The sequence below is a fragment of the Burkholderia sp. JP2-270 genome (assembly GCF_003233675.1).
Lineage (GTDB): Bacteria > Pseudomonadota > Gammaproteobacteria > Burkholderiales > Burkholderiaceae > Burkholderia > Burkholderia pyrrocinia_C.
Genome location: NZ_CP029824.1, coordinates 2,688,107 through 2,709,769 on the forward strand (window position 1 = coordinate 2,688,107; position 21,663 = coordinate 2,709,769).

A 21,663-nucleotide genomic window follows, 5' to 3' on the forward strand; every position below is an offset into this window, starting at 1 on the left:
GCGTTCGGACCGGCACCGCGCCGCACTCCGGCCGGCGCAAGCGTGATCAGCCCGCGCTTGCGTACAGCGTCGAATCCGCGAACCCTTCGGCGTCGAGCACGCGCCCGATCAGGATCAGCGCGGTGCGCTCGATCTGCGTGCCCTGCACCTTGCCGACGATGTCGGCCAGCGTGCCGGTCACGCGCTCCTCGTCGGGCCAGCTTGCGCGATAGATCACCGCGACCGGGCAATCCGCGCCGTAATGCGGCAGCACTTCGTCGACGATGCGCGCGAGATGGCGCACGCCGAGATGGATCGCGAGCGTCGCGCGGTGCGCGGCGAGCGCGCCGAGCGCCTCGCCTTCCGGCATCGTCGTCTTGCCCGCGAAGCGCGTGAGGATCACCGTCTGCGCAATGCCGGGCAGCGTCAGCTCGACGCCGAGCGTCGCCGCGCACGCGGCCGTGGCCGTCACGCCCGGCACGATTTCGTACGGAATCCCGAGCGCCTTCAGCCGGCGGATCTGCTCGCCGATCGCGCCGTACAGCGACGGATCGCCCGAATGCACGCGCGCGACGTCCTGCCCTTTCGCATGCGCGGCGGCGAGCAGCGCGACGATCGCGTCGAGGTCGAGCTCGGCCGTATTGACGACCTGCTCCGCGCGATGGCCGTCGAGCACGGCCGGCGGCACCAGCGAGCCCGCATACAGGATCACCGGGCAGGTGCGCACGAGGCGCTGGCCCTTCACCGTGATCAGCTCCGGGTCGCCGGGGCCCGCGCCGATGAAATACACCGTCATCGAAAAATCTCCGTCAATTCGTTGGATGATCGGCCGCGCGGCGTCACGCGCGCGCGGCCGGATCGAGCGCGTCGAGCAGCGCGGCGGCCGAGTCGAACGTGCGGTCGGCGTCGGGCAGCGGCGGCCGGCGCAGCATCACGACCGGCAGCCGGCGTTCGCGCGCGACGTCGAGCTTGGCCTCGGTGGCCGCACCGCCGCTGTTCTTGCTGACGACGACGTCGATCCCCATCAGCGCGAACAGCGCGCGCTCGCCATCGAGCGTGAACGGCCCGCGCGCGGCGACGATCTGCGCGCGCGCGTTGCCGGGATGCGCGTCGAGGCAGCGCACGAGCCAGAACTGGTGCGGCGGAATCGCGTCGAGATGCGCGAGCGGTTCGCGGCCGAGCGTGAAAAGCGGCCGCTTGAACGGCGCGAGCGCGGCCTCGATGCCGGCCCAGTCGTCGACCATCCGCCAGTCGTCGCCGGGTTGCGGCGCCCATGGCGCGCGTCGCAGCGCCCACAGCGGCACGCCCGCGTCGCGCGTCGCGGCAGCGGCGTTCGCGCTGATTCGTGCGGCATACGGATGCGTCGCGTCGATCACGAGGCCGATGCCGGCGCTGCGCAGATACGCGGCCAAGCCGGCAGCGCCGCCGAAACCGCCGACGCGCACGTCGCAGCGCAGGTCGTCGGGCACCTTGCCGAGGCCGGCCAGGCTATATACGTGGTGCGGGCCGAGTGCGCGCGCGATTTTCAGCGCATCGCCGGTGCCGCCGAGCAGCAGGATGCGCGCGCTCATCGCGCCTGCCCGACGAAGCGGCCCTGCCGGTCGATCGCGAACATCTCGACGGCGACCGATGGCGGCACGATATCGCGCGCGACGCGCAGCGCCTGCGCGCAGACGAGATCGCCGAGCGGCACACCGGCGGCCAGCGCGAGCTTCAGTGCTTCCTGGCTCGTGTTCGCGGCGCGCATCGCCGCCTGCAGCGCATCGCTCGCGCCGGCCTCGGCCGCCCACTGCGCGAGCAGCGGCAGGTCGATGCTCGAATGGCGGCTGTGCAGGTCGAGGTGGCCGGCCGCGAGCTTGCTGAGCTTGCCGAAGCCGCCGCACATCGACAGCCGCGCGACCGGCGCGCGCCGCAGATGCTTGAGCACCGCGCCCGCGAAATCGCCCATCTCGACCAGCGCCATGTCGGGCAGGTGGTAGTGCGCGCGCATCGCGTCCTCGCTCGTATTGCCCGTGCACGCGGCGATATGCTGGATGCCGTTCGCACGCGCGACGTCGATGCCCTGGTGGATCGACGCGATATAGGCCGAGCACGAGAACGGCCGCACGATGCCGGTCGTGCCGAGAATCGACAACCCGCCGACGATACCGAGACGCGGGTTCATCGTCTTCAGCGCGAGCGCTTCGCCGCCTTCGACGCCGATCGTCACGTCGAAGCCGCCCGCGTAGCCATGCTCGGCTGCCAGCGCTTCGAGGTGCGTCGTCATCATCCGGCGCGGCACCGGGTTGATCGCCGGTTCGCCGACCGCCAGCGTCAGCCCCGCACGCGTGACCGTGCCGACGCCCGGCCCCGCGTGAAAACGCACGCCGGGCGCCGCCGCGAGCGCGACGCGCGCGAAGATCAGCGCGCCGTGCGTGACGTCCGGATCGTCGCCGGCATCCTTGATCGTGCCGGCTTCGGCGCCGTCGGCCGTGATCCGGCAGAACTCGAGCCGCATCATCACGCGCTGCCCCTTCGGCAGCACGATCTCGACCGCATCGTCCGCGTGGCCCGCGAGCAGCAGGCGCGCGGCCGCGAGCGACGTCGCGGTCGCGCAGCTGCCGGTCGTATAACCGAAGCGCAGCGGCGCGTGATGTTCGGGGGTTTCGTCGCGCATCACGCGTCCGTCGGGTTCGTCGGTTCGGCCGTGGCGGCCGCGTCGGGCTTGCGCACCTCGTACAGCGTGACAGGCAACGGCTGCCGCCACGTGTCGAAGCGGCCGAGCGGTTCGGCATGCGCGAGCGACACGCGCGTGAGCGTGCCGCCGTGCGCATCGCGCCACGCGGCGAGCGCCATCTCGCCCTGCAGCGTGACCGCGTTCGCGACCAGCCGGCCGCCGGGCTTCAGCGACGACCAGCACGCGTCGAGTACGCCAGGCGCCGTCGCACCGCCGCCGATGAAAATCGCGTCCGGCGCGGCGAGTCCGGCGAGCGCATCGGGCGCGCGCCCCGCGACGAGCTGCAGGCCCGGCACGCCGAGCGCGTCACGGTTGTGCTCGATGTAGCGCTGCCGCTCCGCATGCGCTTCGATCGCGATCGCCTGGCATGACGGATGCGCGCGCATCCATTCGATGCCGATCGAACCGCTGCCGGCGCCGACGTCCCACAGCAGCTCGCCGGGTGCGGGCGCGAGGCGCCCGAGCGTCATCGCGCGCAGGTCGCGTTTGGTCAGCTGGCCGTCGTGGCGGTATGCATCGTCTGGCAGGCCGGGCGTGAGCGCGCGGCGCGGCGCGTCGGGGCCGGCCTGGCAGTCGAGCGCGACGAGATTGAGCGCGGCCGTTTCGTCGACGTTCCAGTCCTGCGCAAGGCCGTCGACACGCCGCTCGAGCGGGCCGCCCAGATGTTCGAATACGCTGATGCGCGTCGGCCCGAAGCCGCGCGCGGCGAGTTCGGCCGCGACGGCGGCCGGCGTGCGGCCGTCGGCACTCAGCACGAACAGGCGCCGGCCCGGCAGCAGGTGGCGCGCGAGCGTCGCGAGCGGACGCCCGACGAGCGATACCGCGCCGATGTCCTGCAGCGCCCAGCCGAGGCGCGCGGCCGCAAGCGACAGCGACGACGGCGCGGGCAGCACGCGCCATTCGTCGGGGGAAAGCCGGCGCGCGAGCGTCGCGCCGACGCCGAACAGCATCGGGTCGCCGCTCGCGAGCACGCAGACGGGCGACGGGCGGCGCGCAAGCACGCCCGCGACGTCGAACGGCGACGGCCACGTTTCGCGCGCGGCCGGCAGCCGCGCGGGCAGCATGTCGAGATGCCGCTGCGCGCCGACGACGAGCGTCGCGTCGAGCAGCGCGCGCCGCGCGCTGCGTCCGAGCCCCGCGTAACCGTCGTCGCCGATGCCCACTACCGTCAGCCACGCCGTCATGCACCCTTCCCCATCGTTCGATTCCATCGTGTCGCCGCGCGGCCGAAAAAGGGCCGGCGCAGCCGTCCGCATTGCGAAAGACGGCATGGTACCGTGTTCCATCCCGCGTTTCACCTGCCGACCCGCCGGCGCCGGGCCAACCTCCGCTTCGTCCGCCGAGAACGGCTTTCCGGTCGCGAACCGCGGTCGAAATCGGGTATCCTACGGCCGTTCGTTCGCCGGTGCCCTTCGGGGCCGAAGAGGGAACACAGGGCGCGCCGCGCGCCGCTGTGGCTGCCCCCGCAACTGTAGACAGCGAGCCGATCTCCCCCCTCACGCCACTGGTTCGACCGGGAAGGCCGGGAGCCGGCGCCGACCTGTCAGCCAGGAGACCTGCCGGCCAGAAAGTGCGTGCGTGCCAGTCGGCGTCGGGCGGGGTGTACCGATGCGTTGGCGCGCGGCGCGACACTGTTCCGATACCCCGTTGAGTTCCGCCCCCGATTCGATTCCTGCGTCGCCCGTCGTGCGCCCGTCGGCCTGCCCGGGGCTCGTGCGCGTCGTCGCGGCTGCCGACGGCGGGCTGTGCCGGATCAAGCTGCCGGGCGGCCGGCTCGATGCGCGCCAGGCGCGCGCGATCGCCGCCGCCGCGCGCGCATACGGCTCCGGCGCGATCGACGCGACCAATCGCGCAAATCTCCAGCTACGCGGCATTCGCGACGGCGGGGCCGACGCGCTGACGCGCGCGTTGCTCGACGCGGGGCTCGGCCCGCGCGCCGTTGCCACCGCAGACTCGACCGCCGATGCGGCCGCGCTGGCCGCGAGCGACGACGTCCGCAACGTGATGCTCAGCCCGCTCGCCGGGCATGACCCCGCCGCGCTCGTCGACAGCCGCGCGCTCGTCGTTCCGCTGCTCGACATGCTGGCAAGCGAACCGCGCCGCGGCGAGCTGTCGCCGAAATTCTCGATCCAGCTTGACGGCGGCGAATCGATCGCGGCGCTCGATCATCCGCACGACATCTGGCTCGCCGCATGGCGCCGCGACGACGGCGCGGTGCGCATCGCGGCCGGGCTGGCCGGCTGCCCGCCGGTCGCGCACGACGATCCGCCTGCTTCGGTCGATGTGTCGCCCGACCAGAGCGTCGCGCTCGTGCGCGCACTGCTGCTCGCGTTCCTCGATCTCGCGCCGGCCGACGTCACGCGGATGCGTGCGCTGCTCTCGACGTGCGGCGAACGCGCGTTGCTCGAACATGCGCGGCACTACCTGCCCTTCCCGCTCACGGCCGATCCAGCGCTCGCCGGCTGGCAGCGCATGCGATCCGATTCCGCACTGCGTTTCGGTGCGCGTCCGTCGCTCGACGCGGCGCGCTGCAGCGTCGGCGCGCAATTCGCGCTCGGGCGGCTCGACGCGACGCAACTGGAACGGCTCGCCGCATTGGCCGAAACCGACGGCGACGGCACGCTGTCGATGACGCCGTGGCAAGGCATGTTCATCCACGGCGTGTCGCATGCACGCGCACCGGCCACGCTCGATGCGCTCGCAACGCTCGGCTTCGTCTGCGCATCGTCGGACCCGCTTGCGACGCTCGTCGCGTGCACCGGCAGCGCGGGCTGCGCGAAAGCGCACGCCGACACGAAACGCGACGCGCTCGCGCTCGCCGCACGCATCGGCCATCCGGTCGACGTGCACCTGACCGGCTGCGAGCGCCACTGCGCGCTGCCGCATCCCGCGGCGCACACGCTGGTCGCGGTGGCGCCCGCGCACTACGACCTCTACCGGCGCGACGCCGCCGCGGGCCTCGGCGCCCCGCTCGCGCGCCATCTGACGATTGACCAGGCCGCGGCCCGACTGACGGACGCGCGGCATAGCCAGGACACCACCGATGCTTGACTACATTCGCGACGGGCAGGAAATCTACCGCCAGTCGTTCGCGACGATCCGCGCCGAGGCCGACCTGTCGCAGGTTCCTCCCGACCTCGAGAAACTCGCGGTGCGCGTGATTCACGCGTGCGGGATGGTCGACGTCGTCTACGACCTGCGCTTCTCGGCCGGCGCCGGCACCGCGGGCCGTACGGCGCTCGCGGCCGGCGCGCCGATCCTGTGCGACGCGAAGATGGTTGCCGAAGGCATCACGCGCGCACGGCTGCCGGCCGGCAACCCCGTGATCTGTACGCTCGGCGAGCCGGAGGTGCCCGACCTCGCGCGCCATCTCGGCAACACGCGCTCGGCTGCCGCGCTCGAACTGTGGCGCCCGCATCTGGCGGGCAGCATCGTCGTGATCGGCAACGCGCCGACCGCGCTGTTCCACCTGCTCGACATGATCGACGCCGGCGCGCCGCGCCCCGCGCTGATCCTCGGGTTCCCGGTCGGCTTCATCGGCGCGGCCGAATCGAAGGCGATGCTCGACGCCGACAGCCGCGGCGTACCGTACGTCGCGCTGCTCGGCCGGCGCGGCGGCAGCGCAATGGCGGCCGCCGCGGTCAACGCGCTCGCGACGGAGGTCGAATGACGACCGCGCGCGGACGCCTGTTCGGGGTCGGCGTCGGCCCCGGCGACCCCGAACTGATGACGATCAAGGCGCTGCGCGTGCTGCAGGCCGCGCCCGTGGTCGCCTATTTCGTCGCGAAGGGCAAGAAAGGCAATGCGTACGGCATCGTCGAAGCGCACCTGCTCGACACGCAGACGCAACTGCCGCTCGTCTATCCGGTGACGACCGAAGCGCTGCCGCCGCCGCTTTGCTACGAGACGGTGATCGCCGACTTCTACGATACGGCCGCCGAAATCGTCGCGGCGCACCTCGACGCGGGCCGCGACGTCGCGGTGATCTGCGAAGGCGACCCGTTCTTCTACGGCTCGTACATGTACCTGCACGACCGCCTCGCACCGCGCTACGACACCGAGGTCATCCCGGGCGTGTGCGCGATGCTCGGCGGCACGGCCGTGCTCGGCCAGCCGCTCGTCTATCGCAACCAGAGCCTGTCGGTGCTGTCGGGCGTGCTGCCCGAACACGAGCTGCGCGCGCGGCTCGCGCAGGCCGACGCGGCCGTGGTGATGAAGCTCGGCCGCAATTTCGACAAGGTGCGGCGCGTGCTCGACGAACTCGGGCTCGCGAAGCGTGCGCTGTACGTCGAGCGCGCGACGATGGCGAGCCAGCGCATCGTGCCGCTCGACGAAGTCGACCCGATGGCGTCGCCGTACTTCTCGCTGCTCGTCGTGCCGGGGGAAAAATGGCAAGGATGACGACCCCGCCCGCGATCGTGATTCTCGGCGCGGGTGCACTCGACACCGCGCGGCGCATCCAGGCGCGCTACCCGGGCGCCCGCGTGCACGGACTCGCGTCGCGTGTCGATGCCGACGAGCCGTTCGACGAACTCGGCGCGCACCTGCGCGAACTCTATGCGCGCGGCCTGCCGATCGTTGCGCTGTGCGCGGCCGGCATCGTGATTCGCTGCGTCGCGCCCGCGCTGGCCGACAAGGGCGTCGAGCCGCCGGTGCTCGCGGTCGCGGAGGACGGCTCGGCCGTCGTGCCGCTGCTCGGCGGGTTGACGGGCGTCAACGTGATCGCGCGCGAACTGGCCGAATGGCTCGGCGTCGCGCCGGCGATCACGACGAGCGGCGAACTGCGCTTCGGCGCATGCGTGCTCAATCCGCCCGAAGGCTATGCGCTCGCCGATCTCGCGCAGGGCAAGCGCTTCGTGTCCGACCTGCTCGCGGGCGCGTCGACGCGCATCGACGGCGCGGCCCCGTGGCTCGACGACGTCGCGCTGCCGCGCGACGACACGGCCGCGCATGCGATCCGCGTGACGCCCGACGCATGGCGCGGCACGCAAGACGAACTCGTGATCCATCCGCGCAGCGTGGTGGTCGGCGTCGATGCGCAAACCTTGCACGCGAACGAAGCGCTCGCCGCGCGCATCGAAGCCGCGCTCGACGCACAAGGGCTTGCGCGATTGGCGCTCGCGGCCATCGTCGCGCCCGCATCTTCGATCGGCGAAGCCGCGCTGGAGGAAGCAGCGCAAACGCTCGGCGTGCCGCTGCGCTTCGTCGATGTCGATATCGACCATCACGCGCAAGCCGATGCGGCCACGCTGCTCGGCCGCGCATTGCGTGTCGCGCATACGCTGCGCGCAGCGTCGAACGGGCTCGCGTGCGCGGTCGCATCGCATCCGGTCGATCCCGCCACGCTCGGCCGTGCACGCGGCCGCCTGACGGTGCTCGGCCTCGGCCCGGGCAGCGCCGCGTGGCTCACGCCGGCCGCGCGCGCCGCGCTCGCGCAAGCGACCGACATCCTCGGCTACACGACCTACGTGAACATGGCCGGCCCGTTCCGGGCGGACCAGCGCGTGCATGGCACCGACAATCGCGAAGAGATGCAGCGCGCGCGTCATGCGTTCGAACTCGCGGCCGAAGGCCGGCGCGTCGCGGTCGTGTCGTCGGGCGACCCCGGCGTGTTCGCGATGGCCGCGGCCGTGCTCGAAGCGCTCGACGAGTCTCGCGACCCGCAATGGGCCGCGGTCGACCTGTGCGTGGAACCCGGCGTATCGGCGTCGCTCGCGACGGCCGCGCAAGCCGGCGCACCGCTCGGCCACGACTTCTGCGCGATCTCGCTGTCGGACAACCTGAAGCCGTGGGACGTGATCGAGACGCGCCTGCGGCATGCGGCGCAAGCCGATCTCGTGATGGCGTTCTACAACCCGATCTCGCGTGCGCGGCCGTGGCAGCTCGACCGTGCGCTCGATGTCGTGCGCGCGCATCGTGCGGCCGATACGGTGGTCGTGCTCGGGCGCGACATCGGCCGGCCGGGCGCGACGCTCGCGACGACGACGCTCGGCGCGCTGCGCAGCGACCAGGTCGACATGCGCACGATGGTGATCGTCGGCTCGTCGACCACACGGCGTTTCGCGATCGACGGCGGACGCGAATGGGTCTATACGCCGCGCTGGTATCGCTGAACGCGGCTAGCGTGTGAAGCGGGCGCCGCGCACGTCGGCATGCCCGGTGCCGGCTGCGCCCCCGGTTCGCCAGAACCGGTACACGAGCACGCCGACGATGGCCTGCGCCACGACGACGAACGCGACGCAGCCGGCCCATCCCCACCGATGCCAGCCCGGTAACGGCAGGATCGACCCGAGACTGCCGCCGAAGTAATAGCAGGACAGGTAGATGCCGATCGCCGTCGAGCGTGCCGTGGAAGCGGCCTGCGAGATGAATGCGTTGGCCGATGCCTGTTCGACGAACACGGCGGTCGAGCTGAGCGCGAGGCCGGCCAGGATCACCGGCACGCTGTCGGACAGCGTCAACAGCGCCCCGCCGATTGCAAGCGCGGCCGCGGCAAGCCCCGGCGCGCGCGGCCCGCGACGCCGAGCGAGGCGCCCCGCGAGCGGCGTCACCACCACCGCCACCAGAAACACCGCATAGATCGCACCGATCTCGACCGTGCCGAAGCCGAACGGCGCACGGGCAAGCCGCAAGCCGACGAACGTGAACGTCGCGACTTGCGACGCAAGCACGCACGCGCCGATCGCGAACGAAGCGAGCAGCGGGCCGCGCGTGACGACGCGCGATGACGGCCCAGTGTCTGCCTCGTGGCCGGAACGCCGCGCGAGCCTGCCGGCCGCCGGCAGGCTCGCGTAAATCGCGACGCCCGCGACGAAACACAGCGCCGCGACGATATCGAGCGCGTGCCGCCAGCCCCACATCGACGTCAGCAGGTTGGTCGCGAAACGCCCTGCAAAACCGCCGAGCGTCGTGCCGGCGACGAACAGCGCGCCGATCTCGGCCGACGTGCCGTGATCGAAGCGCTCGCCGATATACGCGATCGACAGCGCGAAGATGAACGGCATCAGCAGCCCGGCGGCAAAGCGCGCGCCGAGAAACGACGCGAAACTTGCCGCATGCGCGGACCATACGACCGGCAGTGCGACCGCCACCGCCGCGAGCGAAATCGCGACGCGCCGCTCGATGCGCGCGGCCAGCGTGCCGACGAACGGCGCGATAATGGCGACGGCCGTCGTGGTCGCGCTCACGCCCTGCCCCGCGCGCTCAGCACTGACGCCGAAAGTCGCCGCGAGTTCGTGCAGGATGCCCTGTGTCGAATAGAGATTGAGAAACGCGGCGAAGCCGCAAAGAAAGAACGCGATGCGCGTGATCCGGTCGTTCATCGGGGCTTGCCTTGTCATCGATGACGACAGTCTGACGAACGCGCTGCACGTACGCCAATACCGTTTTCATCGCGATTGATACCGGAACGACAACAATGCTCGACCTGCGCCGCCTCCGCTATTTCGTGGTTGTTGCCGACGAACTGCACTTCGGCCGCGCGGCATTGCGCCTGCGTGTCGCGCAGCCGCCGCTGACGCGCCATATCGCTGCGCTCGAAAGCGAGCTCGGTGTCCGGCTGTTCGAGCGTTCGACGCGCGCGGTGCGGCTGACGCCGGAAGGTGCGTTGTTCCTCGAGCATGCGCGCAATGTCGTCAGCGCGGCCGCCGAGGCCGAGGCGAGCGCTCGCAAGATCGCGCAAGGCATCGCCGGGCGCATCGTGATCGGCTATGCGAGTTCGATTCCGATGTCCGACACGTTCTCGGACGTGATCCGCGCCGCGAGCCGGACGATGCCCGACGTCGAGCTCGCGTTCCGCGAAGCGGCGACCGCCAGCCAGCGCCAGCAGATCGCGGACGGCGCGATGGACATCGGCTTCGGCTGGGTATGGGACGGCGCGCCCGGCGTAGCGGTTGCGTCGCTCGTCGTGTCGCGCGAGCCGCTCGTCGCGGCCGTGCCGGCCGGCAATCCGCTCGCGCGCCGTGCGAGCGTCGACGTGGTGGAACTCGCGGACGAAACTTTCGTGACCTTTCCGCCCGGTTACGGTTCGGCATTCACTGCAGCGCTGGACGACCTGTGCGCGCAGGCCGGATTCGCGCCGCGCATCGGTGCGACCGCTGCGCAGATCACGACGCTCGTGTCGCTGGCGGCCGCCGAACGCGGCATCGCGATCGTGCCGGGTTTCACCGCGACGCTGCAGCGTCCGGGCGTCGTGTACGTGCCGCTCGCCGGCACGCGCTCGGTCGAGCAGATCGTGTCGTGGAGCGAGCCGTTTTCGTCGGCGTGCGTCGAACGCTTCGTCGCGCTCGCGCGCTCGCTTGTGCAACCCGCATCGGCGTGATGCGGGTCAAACGACCCGGATCGCTCCTCCCCCGTGGTTCCGGTGTTCTGGCCGCGCAACACCTTCTTCCACACCGATCACGTTCGCCAAAACGGCTGATCGCCCTCACCGAATTCCGCAGGTATCGCCGGAATGACGCGCGTCCCGAATGCCGGCGCAGTCGCCCGCGAATTCGATGAGGGCTGCTCGATACTTCAGCGCACCACGATGGTGTAAACCGCACGCGCGTCAGCCAGTCCCCCGTCATTCGTGGCCGTGACGGTAAACGTGTAACTCCCGGTCTTCCTGGGCGTGCCAACAATCCCGCCAGTATCCTGATTGAACTGGAGGCCTGGGGGCAATCCCCCGCTGGTCACCGTGAAACGGACGGTCGCAGGCGTATTCGTCGTGATTTTCGCTCCGTATAGCGTGCCTTGAGCGGCGACTGGCAAGACTGCGGGGGCCAGTTGCGGTGTCGGCGCCGATACGGTCTGCGGATTGCCGATCGGGACGCCTGCGGAATTTACCTGCCGCAACGACCAACTTTGGCCGGGGGTAATGGCCTCCAGGGTCCAGTAGGTAGTCTGGTCGCGAAGCGCGGCCCTTTGCTTTTCGGTGAACGCGCCGAGATTCCTGGCTGTTTCCCACTGCTTGATCTTGTCGAGAATTTTCGGCGCCGAGAGCAGGCTTGCCACCGTGCCCTGGAAGCCTATGCCAGCGTTGAGCGCCGCGCCGCGTGCGAGCATGGTTTCGATCCGGGTCAACGAGACGCCTGTGATATCGAACCATCCAAGCATGCCCGGCAGGTAGTTGGCCTGGTAGAAGACGTTGTTGCGGTATAGCTGATCCATATCCGAGTTGGTCCAGTTCGCCCGGGTCAGCACATCCCACGCATTCGAGGTCATCCGGCTTGTCTCGCTGATGTATCCATCGTGCCCGGTCTGGGCAGCGTAGGTGCCGTTTATCAACCGGGCAATTCCAAAGCTGCCCCAGCCGGTATCACTGGCGGATTCCACCCCGTCGAAGGAGTGGTACCGGATGCCGACGTTGTTCCTGATGGCACCCAGTCGGGTGGCGATCTCGTCGATGATGCCGAGGCCGCCGGTGGCCCCGCCATACGAATTCACGATCACCCTCGCAACGGGCGTGCCACGCACGGCTTCGGCGGGGAAGGAGCCCCACTCGCCGCGGGTCAGTCCACTGACTTGCCATTCATTGACCTTCCTTTGGGCATCGATGAACGAGATGAACTCATTGCCGATACGCAGCATCTTCTTGTTGATCCCGTCCCGCACCGGCACGCATCCGTTCAAGTAGAGCATCGTGCTCGTCATGCTCAACTGCCGGGACAAAGCGGCTTGACCGCCCAAGGCCAAACGAGGGTCCGCAGGCGGTGAAACGTAGGGATCGGTGAAGGTGGACTCGCCGGCGCTGATGAAGTCCGACATGGTATGAACGCCGACGCGGACACCGTGCTCCTTTGCAGTTTCCACAAGCTTTTCAGCCCCGTTGTCGCTGCCGCCGAAGGTGGAGTCGAACTGATAATGCCCGGTGGATTTCCAGGGGCCGAGATCGTTCTCTGGCGAGTAGATGTAGTTGATTCCCGCACTGTTGGCGAGGCGGGCAGCCTTGTCGACATTGCCGGTGTCGAGATCGTCCAGCACGAAAGACGACTGGCCGCTGGCCTGCGCCACTTTCTGCCACTGGCCATTCTGGGTCGGATACGGGAGGTTTTCACCCGAAGCAATGAACGACAATAGGGTCGTCACGAGCTCCGGCGCGCTGCCGTATAGCGCAATCTTCGATCCGATTACCGAGCCTGCGCGGTCGAGTGGGCCGAGCGGGATCGGATAGCCATTGGGGTTGAGCCGATCGCGCCGGCGCGTATAGTCAAACGTAAAGGCTCGCAGCACGGCCCCCCATGACGTCTTTGCCGCCACGCTCCACGGTTCCATCGACGCCACGTACAGATTGTACGGATTGGCGATAACGTCGCTTTCCCAGCCGTATTGCGGATATTCCCTGGGCCACGCGCCTTCGGTGCGGTCGTTGAGCGGCTTGAGGCCGATGGCGAATTCGTTGTCTCGTACAACGCCCGCGGCTTCGCCGACGGTCTGGTTGATCGCGACAGGCAACGGTCCCCACAGCAGCGTCTGAACGTCGCAAGCGGGTTCGATCAACACGCGGGTGACTTCAAAGGTGGCGTAGCCGTTCTTCTGCAGGACGCGGACATCGACCTCGAACTCGAGGCCAGTGTCATTCACGAAGGACAGCGTGTTGTCAGCGGAGGACCACCGGACGCGAGCGGGCATCACCAGTATTTCGTTGATCACGAGTCTGACGAGCGGTACGGACTTCCCGGGCGAGATGTAGTCACGGCCGCTGCGGGAATCGATGAGTTCGACGATAGCGCCGGTGGAGTCCAGGCCTAGCGTCAAGTAGCCAGCCGGAATGTGTAGAGTGCTTGTCATTTTTCGACTTTCCTGACGAAAATGGGAGGCACGAGCGGCGCAGATGCACCAGTGCACCCTTCCTTGGCGTGCCGTTAGCCAATGTTCAGAACACCGAATCGATGCTCATGACGTACCTGCAGCGGTGGTCGGCGGATACCCCGGACATTGGACGTAGCTGATCCGGCCGACGGATTCGAGCGCTCCCGCCTGCCGTCGACGGCGGCCGTCTTTCATCGAAAGGCGACCGTGCCGGCTTTCGAAGCGCGATCCTTTACGGCATCGGGATCGCGGGATCTGCGTCGTGAGCCTTGCGTCCAACAACACACCGCGACCGCCTCAACAGCCCTCGCCGACGCAAGCCACCTGCGCGGAGCATGCGGCGCGACAAGCGACGCCGATGGCGGCCAGCCGCAGTGAATGGCTGCGGCTGGCCAGCCGCCGAACTGCCTGGTCAAACTTCCGGCGGTGGAGCCGGCGCAGTTAGAAAAGAGGCAGAGGTCGCATTATTCCGGTTCGATTTTTATTGGCTCGGAACTTCGGCGATATACGAAACGTAGAGGTTTTGCCCCCAATCGCTGCCCGAATAATTGGGGAACACCCTATCTTCGCGGGTGATGTTGACGTTGAATCCGGTCGTCGTGACTTTGGTCACCGTCACCGAGAACGTGTCCGGATAATTGGATGCGTCGTTGGGGTCCTGGAGGGCCGTCACGATAACAATGGGAGCGGTCGAAAACGTGCCCGGAAACTTGATTTGCGCCTTGAAAGGCGGGTTGAGCCAGGGATCCCGGTCACCGCCTTGAACGCTTCCGACTGCCTGCTTTGCTACGATTCTTTCCAGCATTTTGAGCTCCTTATGGATAAGACGACGTTGCATCGTGGATGAGCCGCGCGCGAAAGCACTCCGCTCGAAGACAAAGTTATGCCGCGCGTAAGGCGAAAGCGATTACACGGGATTACACGATTGAAGCGGCTGTCACGGCTCGTCGAACGTGACATTTTTATTTCGAAAGCTGTGGCAAGTTTTTCTTGGTCTACGCCCGGCGCATGACGGAACGGTATCGAATCGGCAAGATCGTTACGTATCGGGAATCAAATAACAAAAAGAACTCCTGACGATTCACTATTCGGCGCGAATCATCCAAGATGGGCACGCCGCCGGCCGCGGCATATCCGATCGTCCGCCCGGCGGCGATACGCGGGCCAGCGTATCCCTCTTCCACTTGGAGAACACAATGAACAACAACGTGTTGCAGCGTTTCATCCCGCGTGCGCTTGCCGCGGGCTGTCTGCTCGCCGCCGCGAGCGTGTCCCAGGGCGCCGGCGTCTATGCGCCGTTTGTCGACGTGACGCTCTATCCGACGCCGCTGGTCGACCAGATCGGCGTCCGGCAAGGCATCCAGCAGTTCACGCTCGCGTTCGTGGTCGCGGGCAGCGGCTGCGCGCCGTCGTGGGGCGGCGTGCAGCCGATCGGCAACGGCGCGAGCGGCGGCCTGCTCACCGCGCTGTCGACGTCGATCGCGAGCTATCGCGCGAAAGGCGGCGAAGTCGCCGTGTCGTTCGGCGGTGCGAACGGCACGCCGCTGATGCAGGCCTGCTCGACGGTTCCCGCGCTGAAGACCGCCTACCAGACGGTGATCGACACATATGGCCTCACGCATATCGACTTCGACATCGAAGGCGCGTCGCAGCAGGACACCGCCGCGGTCGCCCGCAACTTCCAGGCCGTCGCGCAACTGCAGTCCGACTACGCGGCGAAGGGCAAGCCGCTGCACGTCACGCTGACGCTGCCGACGATGCCGACCGGGCTCACGCAGGACGGCTTAAACGTCGTCAACGCGGCGATCGCGAACAAGACGACGTTCGACGCGGTGAACCTGATGACGATGGACTACGGTCCCGCGAACATCGACATGGGCGCGGCCGCGATCAGCGCCGCGCAGGCGCTGTATTCGCAGCTCGACACCGCGTTCAAGTCGGCCGGCCAGCCGAAGACCGGCGCGCAACTGTGGCAGATGGTGGGGGTGACGCCGATGATCGGCGTGAACGACGTGCAGGGCGAGATCTTCACGCTCGCGAATGCGCAAAGCGTGCTGAACGCGGCGGTCAACAACGGCTACGGGTTCTTCGGCAACTGGTCGGTCGGCCGCGACCAGCCGTGCCCGAACAACGGCGCGTATGCGTCGCCGACCTGCTCGGGCGTCGCGCAGCAGCCGTACGCGTTCGCGGCGATCTTCCGCAAGCTCGACGGCAAGTGGGGCGCGGGCGTCACGCAGGACCCGAACTACGGCGGCGGCTCGGACGGCGGCACGCCGCAGCCGGGCGCGCCCTGGGCGGCCGGCCAGGTCTATACGGCCGGCGCGACGGTCACCTACCAGGGCACGACCTATCAGGCGCAATGGTGGACGCAGGGCGACGTGCCCGGCCAGGCGGCCGTGTGGAAGCCGGTCGGCGGCGGCTCGCCCGTGTGGTCGGCCACGACCGCCTACCAGGGCGGCACGTGCGTGATGTACCAGGGCGCGAAGTACTGCGCGAAATGGTGGACCCAGGGCGACAACCCGAGTGCAGGCGGCGTATGGGTGAAGTCGTGATGGCGCAACGCACCGGCGCGTGATGCGCGGCGGGCCGTTTCCGGCGCGGCAGGATCGAATGCCGGAACGGCTCGTCATGAAAAACATCCCAAAGCTTGGCTCGGTGCCCGACTTTTGCGGTGCAGTTCAGGCGCTGGCCCGCTACCGGCCCTCGCGTGCCGCCGCCCTACCCGCGCGCGTGCTCGGCCAGCAGCCGCGCCTTCGCGTCGACCAGCAGCGCCGCATGGGTGTCGCGATGCTGGCGAATCCGCTCGGTCGGCCCGACGACCGACAGCCCGTACCAGTCGCCGTCGAGCGTCAGCGCGACCGCGATCGCCGACAGCTCGGGCGCGCTTTCGCCGAAGTTCTCGGCCCAGCCGAGTTCGCGAAACCGCGCGGTTTGCGCGACGAGCGCCGGCAGGTCCGCGACCGTCGCGTCGGTGAAGCGCTCGAACGGCAACTGCACGCCGAGCGCCTGCTGCGCGTCGCCGGCGAGTTCCGCGAAGATCGCCTTGCCGATCGAATTCGCGTGCAGCGGACGCAGTTCGCCCGGCTGGCGCGTATAGCGGATCGCCTGCTCCGATTCGACGACGTCGAGGTACGTGACCGACAGGCCCTGGATCTTGCCGAGCACGGCCGTCTCGCGGCTCGCGTCGCGCAGCGCGACGAGATGCGGATGCACGATGTCGACGACGGGATCGGTCGCGTCGATCGCGGCGGCGATCGTCTGCAGGCGGCGCGTCGGGTAGTAGCCGCCGCGCTTGCGCACTTCGTACAGGTAGCCGCGGCTCACGAGCGTGCGCGCCATCGCGAGGCAGCTCGACGCCGGCACATTGAGCAGGCGCGCGAGTTCGGTCAGCGGCAGCGGCCGCCGTTCGGCGGCGAACAGCTCGAACAGGTCGAGCGTGCGGGCAACGAGTTTGACGTCCATGACGAGCGCTTGATTCGGAACGGGAAACCGCGCGCCGGGCGGGCCGCCGCGCGTCAGTAAGACTTCGGCAGCCCGAGCACCTTCTCCGCGATGTAGCACAGGATCAGTTGCGGGCTCACGGGCGCGAGCCTCGGAATCATACACTCGCGCAGGTAGCGCTCGACATGGTATTCCTTCGCGTACCCCATCCCGCCGTGCGTCGCGATCGCCGTCTGGCATGCGTGGAACGCAGCTTCCGCGCCGAGGTATTTCGCCGCGTTCGCCTCCGCGCCGCACGACTGCCCCGCATCGTAGCGCGTCGCGGCCTTCATCACCATCAGCCACGCGGCCTCGAGCTGCATCCACGCCAGCGCGAGCGGATGCTGGATCGACTGGTTCTGCCCGATCGGCCGGCCGAACACGACGCGCTCGCATGCATATTGCGTCGCGCGGCGCAGCGCGGCCTGCCCGAGCCCGATCGCCTCCGCGGCGATCAGGATCCGCTCGGGATTCAGCCCGTGCAGCAGATACCGGAAGCCGTCGCCTTCGTTGCCGATCAGGTCGTCGCGCGACACGCGCAGGTTGTCGATGAACAGCATGTTCGAATCGACGGCCTTGCGGCCCATCTTCTCGATCTCGCGCACCTCGACGCGCGAACGGTCGAGATCGGTATAGAACAGGCTCAACCCGTCGGTCGGCTTCGCGACCTGGTCGAGCGGCGTCGTGCGCGCGATGATCAGCATCTTGTTCGCGACCTGCGCAGTCGAGATCCAGATCTTGCGCCCGCTCAGCACGTAGTGATCGCCGTCGCGGCGCGCCTGCGTGGTCAGGTGCGTGGTGTCGAGGCCCGCGTCGGGCTCGGTCACCGCGAAGCACGCCTTGTCGCGCCCGGCGATCAGCGGCGGCAGGAAGCGCGCCTTCTGCGCGTCGTTGCCGAACACCTGCACCGGGTTCAGCCCGAAGATGTTCATGTGGACGGCCGACGCACCGGACAGGCCGGCGCCCGACGCACTGATCGTGCGCATCATCAGCGCGGCCTCGGTCATCCCGAGCCCGGCGCCGCCGTAAGCCGGGTCCATCGCAATGCCGAGCCAGCCGGCCTCGGCGAGCGCCGCGTGGAAAGCGGCCGGAAACCCGCCCTCGCGATCGCGTTCGAGCCAGTAGTCGTCGCCGAAGCGCGCGCAGATTTTTTCGATCGCGCTTTCGATCGCGCGCTGGTCGTCGGTCAGGTCGAACTGCATGGACTGCTCTCCCGGAAAACGTGAACGGCCGCGCCGTTCTCAAGAAAACGCCGGGCAGCCCGAAGGAAGCTCCCTCGGGGGGCCTGGCGCGAAGCGACAGGTCCGGGCGCGCTCATAACGGAAACACGCCCGTCGCGACCGCGGCGAAGACCATCAGCACGGTGGCGGCGAACAGGAACGGAATCGTGAATTTCTGGTGCTCGGCGAGCTCGACGCCGGTCAGCCCGACGATCAGGAACGTCGCGGGCGTGAGCGGGCTCACCGGAAAGCCCGTCGTCATCTGGCCCAGCAGCGCGGCCTGCGCCATCTGGATCGGCGGCACGCCGAGCAGCTTGCCGCTTTCCGCGAGCACCGGCAGCACGCCGAAATAAAACGAATCGGGGTCGAACAGCAGGCTGAGCGGCATCGACAGCAGCCCGAGCACGAACGGCATGTGGCGCGCATGCTCGACCGGCACGTGCGCGACGACGACTTCCGCCATCGCCTTCAGCATCCCGGTGCCGGACATGATGCCGGTGAACGCGCCGGCCGCGAGCAGCACGCTCGCCATCATCAGCGCGGCCTTCGCATGCGCGTCGATCCGCTCGCGCTGGGCCTGCACGTCCGGGTAGTTGATCACGAGCGCGGCAACCGTGCCGAGCATGAACATCACCATCGGGTCGACGATGCCCGACACCAGCGTGGCGAGCACGACGAGCGTCAGCGCGAGATTGATGCGGAAGCGGCCTGGCCTGCGCAGCGCGCGTTCGGCGTCGGTCAGCTCGCGCGGTGCGACCGCGAGCGACGCCGCGCCGGCGCGATCGAGCCCGAGCCGTTTCGCCTCGCGCGCGCCGAGCCCGTACGCGGTGCCGAACACGAACACGAGCCCGACGATCTGCACCGGAATCATCGGCATGAAGATCGCCGAGCCGGGAATGTGCAGCGCGGCCGACGCGCGCAGCATCGGCCCGACCCACGGCAGGAAGTTGACACCGGCCGCCATCGACGCCACGCACGCGAGGATGCGGCGATCCATCCCGAGCCGCGTATAGAGCGGCATCATCGCGGGCAGCGTGACGAGAAACGTGACGGCGCCCGAGCCGTCGAGATGGATCAGCAGCGCAAGCAGCGCCGAGCCCATCACGATGCGCGGCGGATGGCAGCCGATCACGCGCAGTACGCCCGCGATGATCGGGTCGAGCATCCCCGCATCGGTTAGGATTCCAAAAAATAGAATCGCAAAAACGAACATCCCGGCGATCGGGCCGATGTTCTGTACGCCGTGCACGATGAACTTGCCGGTCGTCAGCCCGAAACCGGCCGCGAGCGACGCGGCCACCGGCACGACGATCAGCGCCACGAGCGGCGACAGCCGCTTCGTGATGATCAGGCCGAACAGCGCGACGATGGCGATCGCGCCGATCCATGCGAGCATGATGCGTCTCCTCTTCAGCCGGTGCTCCGTGCGCGGGGCGGCGTGCTGTCCGAATGGCGTATGGCCCGCGCTGCCGTGCGCCGCTGTCGGGCGCGCGGCACGGCCGGCAGCCGCGCTGCCGGTCAGCCCCGGCGGTTGGCGTGATCGTTATCGGCGTCGGCGAAAACCTGCGCCGCATGTTCGTTCAACGCTGGCGGCGGCCGGCGGTACGTGGCCGGCGTGCGGCCGAGCTTGATCGGCGACGCGATGCCGCGATGCCGGCCCAGCTCGACCTTCATCTGCCGATGCGCGACATGCGGATGGTCGAGCGCCGCGTCGAGCCCGAGCACGGGCGCGCACGGCACGCCGCGACGCATCAGTTGCTCGGCGAGCGCTGCGCCGTCGTGTCCGGCCAGCGCCGTTTCGACGAGCGCGCGCAGCGCGGCGCGGTTCGCACTGCGCGCGCGGTTGTCCGCGAAACGCGGATCGTCTGGCCAGTCGCGCGTGCCGAGCACGTCGCACAGCGCCGCGAACTGCCCGTTGTTGCCGACCGCGAGAAAGATGTCGACGGTGGCCGTCGGAAAGCTGTCGTACGGCGTGATGTTCGGGTGCGCGTTGCCGGTGCGTACGGGCGCGTTACCCGAATGGAAGAAGTTCGGCGTATGCGGATGCAGGATCGACAGCGCACAGTCGAACAGCGTCGCTTCGACGAACTGGCCGCGGCCGCTCGCGTCGCGCTCGCGCAGCGCCATCAGCACGCCGAGCGCCGCGTTCAGCCCGGTGACGAGATCGACGATCGGCACGCCGACGCGCAGCGGCGCGCCGCCTGCTTCGCCATTGACGCTCATCAGCCCCGCGAGCGCCTGCACGGCCGCATCGTAGCCGGGCAGCCCGCCGAGCGGGCCGTCCGCGCCGAAGCCCGACACACGGCAATAAACGAGGCGCGGAAACCGCGCATGCAGCGCGTCGAAACCGAGCCCCCAGCGCTCCATCGTGCCGATCTTGAAGTTCTCGACGACAGCGTCCGCATGTTCGAGCAGGCCGAGCAGCCGCTCGCGGTCGTACGGCTGCGTCAGGTCGAGCGAGACGCCGAGCTTGTTGCGGTTCACGCCGAGGAAATACGACGCGGTGTCGCCGTCGAACGGCGGGCCCCACGTGCGCGTCTCGTCGCCGGACGGCGGTTCGACCTTGATTACGTCCGCACCGTGGTCGGCGAGGATCTGCGTCGCGTACGGGCCGCCCAGCACCCGCGACAGATCGACGATGCGCAATCCCGCCAGCGCGCCCTGCTGCTCCCGTTCCGCCATGTGTCCCGCTCCTGGTTCCGGTTGATCGGACTGCCGGTTCCGGCGGCCGGCGCCTGCGGCGCGACTTTCGGGATTCGGCGAATAATTCTTGTGTGTGAATTTATATTCACACCCGGGAATTATGTTGTCAAGCCCGGATGCACCCGGTGTCGCGAGCAAATGAATTCCGCCACACCCCATCTGTAGCACGTAGTTTGTCCGGTTTTTGGGTGAGCGTGACGTCACCGAACTAAAGACCGATCAAAGACAGGCCGTCCGCCAGCAGAAGTCCAGACCCGTTGCCGATGCGTCGCACGCCTGGATGGAGAGACCCGGCGCGAGCTCGTCGTCGAAGGATCGGCGATCGCGAAGGTGCTCGACTACAGTCTGAAGCGCTGGGAAGCGCTCAAGTGCTATCTCGATGACGGGCACGTGCCCATCGACAACAACTGGCTGGATAACCAGATTCGTCTATGGGCAACCAGCCGTTCGAACTAGCTGTTCGCCGGCTCACTGCGTGCGTGGCAACGCGCAGCCGCGATCATGAGCCTGATCCGGTCGGCTCAGCTTAACGGCCACGACCCGTACGTCTACCTGAAAGACGTGCTCACCCGACTGCCCCCGCATCGTGCCGACGACATCGCTTTGCTGCTTCCACATCACAGGACGCTCGCCGCGGCTTGTGATCAGCGACACCCCACGGGCCGGCCCACCCCACGAGCATCGGTGCCTTTACCGGATGCTTACTCGTCTCCGCTACCTGGACGTCGAGCTTCAACTAATCACACAGACGCACCGACGACAAGGGCCGCTCAC

General features: G+C 68.6%; 17 protein-coding genes, 1 pseudogene and 1 riboswitch. Of the genes and pseudogenes, 7 read left to right on the plus strand and 11 right to left on the minus strand.

Translation table 11 applies throughout. The features are described 5' to 3' along the window. Positions 1 to 46: 46 nt before the first annotated feature. From cobM to cbiE, 4 genes are read right to left on the minus strand one after another with little or no spacing between them, the layout of a single operon-like run. Entirely contained in the window at positions 47 to 775 is a 729-nt protein-coding gene (gene cobM, locus DM992_RS12730) for a precorrin-4 C(11)-methyltransferase (protein ID WP_111017075.1), read from the minus strand. 43 nt (positions 776 to 818) lie between these two features. After that, positions 819 to 1,550, minus strand: coding sequence for a cobalt-precorrin-6A reductase (locus DM992_RS12735; protein ID WP_111017076.1), 732 nt, complete (start codon positions 1,548 to 1,550; stop codon positions 819 to 821). Beyond that, a complete protein-coding gene (locus DM992_RS12740) occupies positions 1,547 to 2,635 on the minus strand; it encodes a cobalt-precorrin-5B (C(1))-methyltransferase (RefSeq protein ID WP_111017077.1) in 1,089 nt (362 codons plus the stop codon). The genes DM992_RS12735 and DM992_RS12740 overlap by 4 nt, the downstream gene beginning before the upstream one ends. Beyond that, the gene (gene cbiE / locus DM992_RS12745) at positions 2,635 to 3,879 is read right to left on the minus strand and encodes a precorrin-6y C5,15-methyltransferase (decarboxylating) subunit CbiE (RefSeq protein ID WP_111017078.1); all 1,245 of its coding nucleotides are present in this window, start codon (positions 3,877 to 3,879) and stop codon (positions 2,635 to 2,637) included. Before cbiE ends, DM992_RS12740 begins: the two co-directional genes overlap by 1 nt. 202 nt (positions 3,880 to 4,081) lie before the next feature. Beyond that, positions 4,082 to 4,274: riboswitch (cobalamin riboswitch) on the plus strand. Positions 4,275 to 4,381: 107 nt separating this feature from the next. Here cbiE and cobG point away from each other — a divergent pair. The 4 genes from cobG to cobJ are packed head-to-tail and all read left to right on the plus strand — an operon-like array spanning position 4,382 to position 8,808. Continuing rightward, positions 4,382 to 5,746 carry a precorrin-3B synthase gene (gene cobG / locus DM992_RS12750; protein WP_239511333.1) on the plus strand — a complete coding sequence of 455 codons (1,365 nt, stop codon included), beginning with the start codon at positions 4,382 to 4,384 and terminating at the stop codon, positions 5,744 to 5,746. Continuing rightward, on the plus strand, positions 5,739 to 6,365 hold the full coding sequence (locus tag DM992_RS12755) for a precorrin-8X methylmutase (protein ID WP_111017080.1): 627 nt from the start codon (positions 5,739 to 5,741) through the stop codon (positions 6,363 to 6,365). The genes cobG and DM992_RS12755 overlap by 8 nt, the downstream gene beginning before the upstream one ends. Next, a complete protein-coding gene (locus tag DM992_RS12760) occupies positions 6,362 to 7,096 on the plus strand; it encodes a precorrin-2 C(20)-methyltransferase (RefSeq protein WP_034184173.1) in 735 nt (244 codons plus the stop codon). Before DM992_RS12755 ends, DM992_RS12760 begins: the two co-directional genes overlap by 4 nt. Further along, positions 7,093 to 8,808, plus strand: coding sequence for a precorrin-3B C(17)-methyltransferase (gene cobJ, locus DM992_RS12765; protein WP_111017081.1), 1,716 nt, complete (start codon positions 7,093 to 7,095; stop codon positions 8,806 to 8,808). Before DM992_RS12760 ends, cobJ begins: the two co-directional genes overlap by 4 nt. 6 nt (positions 8,809 to 8,814) lie before the next feature. Here the strand turns inward: cobJ and DM992_RS12770 are convergent, their stop codons facing one another. Beyond that, on the minus strand, positions 8,815 to 10,017 hold the full coding sequence (locus DM992_RS12770) for an MFS transporter (protein WP_111017082.1): 1,203 nt from the start codon (positions 10,015 to 10,017) through the stop codon (positions 8,815 to 8,817). Between the two features lie 95 nt (positions 10,018 to 10,112). Between DM992_RS12770 and DM992_RS12775 the strand changes: the two genes are divergently transcribed. Then, on the plus strand, positions 10,113 to 11,015 hold the full coding sequence (locus DM992_RS12775; RefSeq protein WP_111017083.1) for a LysR substrate-binding domain-containing protein: 903 nt from the start codon (positions 10,113 to 10,115) through the stop codon (positions 11,013 to 11,015). 194 nt (positions 11,016 to 11,209) lie between these two features. On the opposite strand, the gene DM992_RS12780 is transcribed toward DM992_RS12775, so the two are convergent. Together DM992_RS12780 and DM992_RS12785 are read right to left on the minus strand one after the other, a co-directional pair. Continuing rightward, positions 11,210 to 13,465, minus strand: coding sequence for an Ig domain-containing protein (locus DM992_RS12780; RefSeq protein ID WP_111017084.1), 2,256 nt, complete (start codon positions 13,463 to 13,465; stop codon positions 11,210 to 11,212). Positions 13,466 to 13,967: 502 nt separating this feature from the next. Further along, on the minus strand, positions 13,968 to 14,291 hold the full coding sequence (locus DM992_RS12785; RefSeq protein ID WP_162631646.1) for an H-type lectin domain-containing protein: 324 nt from the start codon (positions 14,289 to 14,291) through the stop codon (positions 13,968 to 13,970). A 391-nt stretch (positions 14,292 to 14,682) separates the two neighbouring features. On the opposite strand from DM992_RS12785, the gene DM992_RS12790 reads away from it, so the two are divergent. Then, on the plus strand, positions 14,683 to 16,038 hold the full coding sequence (locus DM992_RS12790; RefSeq protein WP_162631647.1) for a chitinase: 1,356 nt from the start codon (positions 14,683 to 14,685) through the stop codon (positions 16,036 to 16,038). Positions 16,039 to 16,204: 166 nt separating this feature from the next. On the opposite strand, the gene DM992_RS12795 is transcribed toward DM992_RS12790, so the two are convergent. The 4 genes from DM992_RS12795 to DM992_RS12810 form a co-directional block, all read right to left on the minus strand. Continuing rightward, positions 16,205 to 16,948 carry an IclR family transcriptional regulator gene (locus DM992_RS12795; protein WP_111017087.1) on the minus strand — a complete coding sequence of 248 codons (744 nt, stop codon included), beginning with the start codon at positions 16,946 to 16,948 and terminating at the stop codon, positions 16,205 to 16,207. A gap of 53 nt (positions 16,949 to 17,001) precedes the next feature. Beyond that, positions 17,002 to 18,168, minus strand: coding sequence for an acyl-CoA dehydrogenase family protein (locus tag DM992_RS12800; protein WP_111017088.1), 1,167 nt, complete (start codon positions 18,166 to 18,168; stop codon positions 17,002 to 17,004). Between the two features lie 112 nt (positions 18,169 to 18,280). After that, a complete protein-coding gene (locus DM992_RS12805; protein WP_111017089.1) occupies positions 18,281 to 19,582 on the minus strand; it encodes a citrate:proton symporter in 1,302 nt (433 codons plus the stop codon). A 122-nt stretch (positions 19,583 to 19,704) separates the two neighbouring features. Then, positions 19,705 to 20,868 carry a CoA transferase gene (locus DM992_RS12810; protein ID WP_111017090.1) on the minus strand — a complete coding sequence of 388 codons (1,164 nt, stop codon included), beginning with the start codon at positions 20,866 to 20,868 and terminating at the stop codon, positions 19,705 to 19,707. Between the two features lie 238 nt (positions 20,869 to 21,106). Between DM992_RS12810 and DM992_RS12815 the strand changes: the two are divergent. Beyond that, positions 21,107 to 21,507: pseudogene (locus DM992_RS12815) on the plus strand (transposase); the annotation flags it as partial. Positions 21,508 to 21,663: the final 156 nt, after the last annotated feature.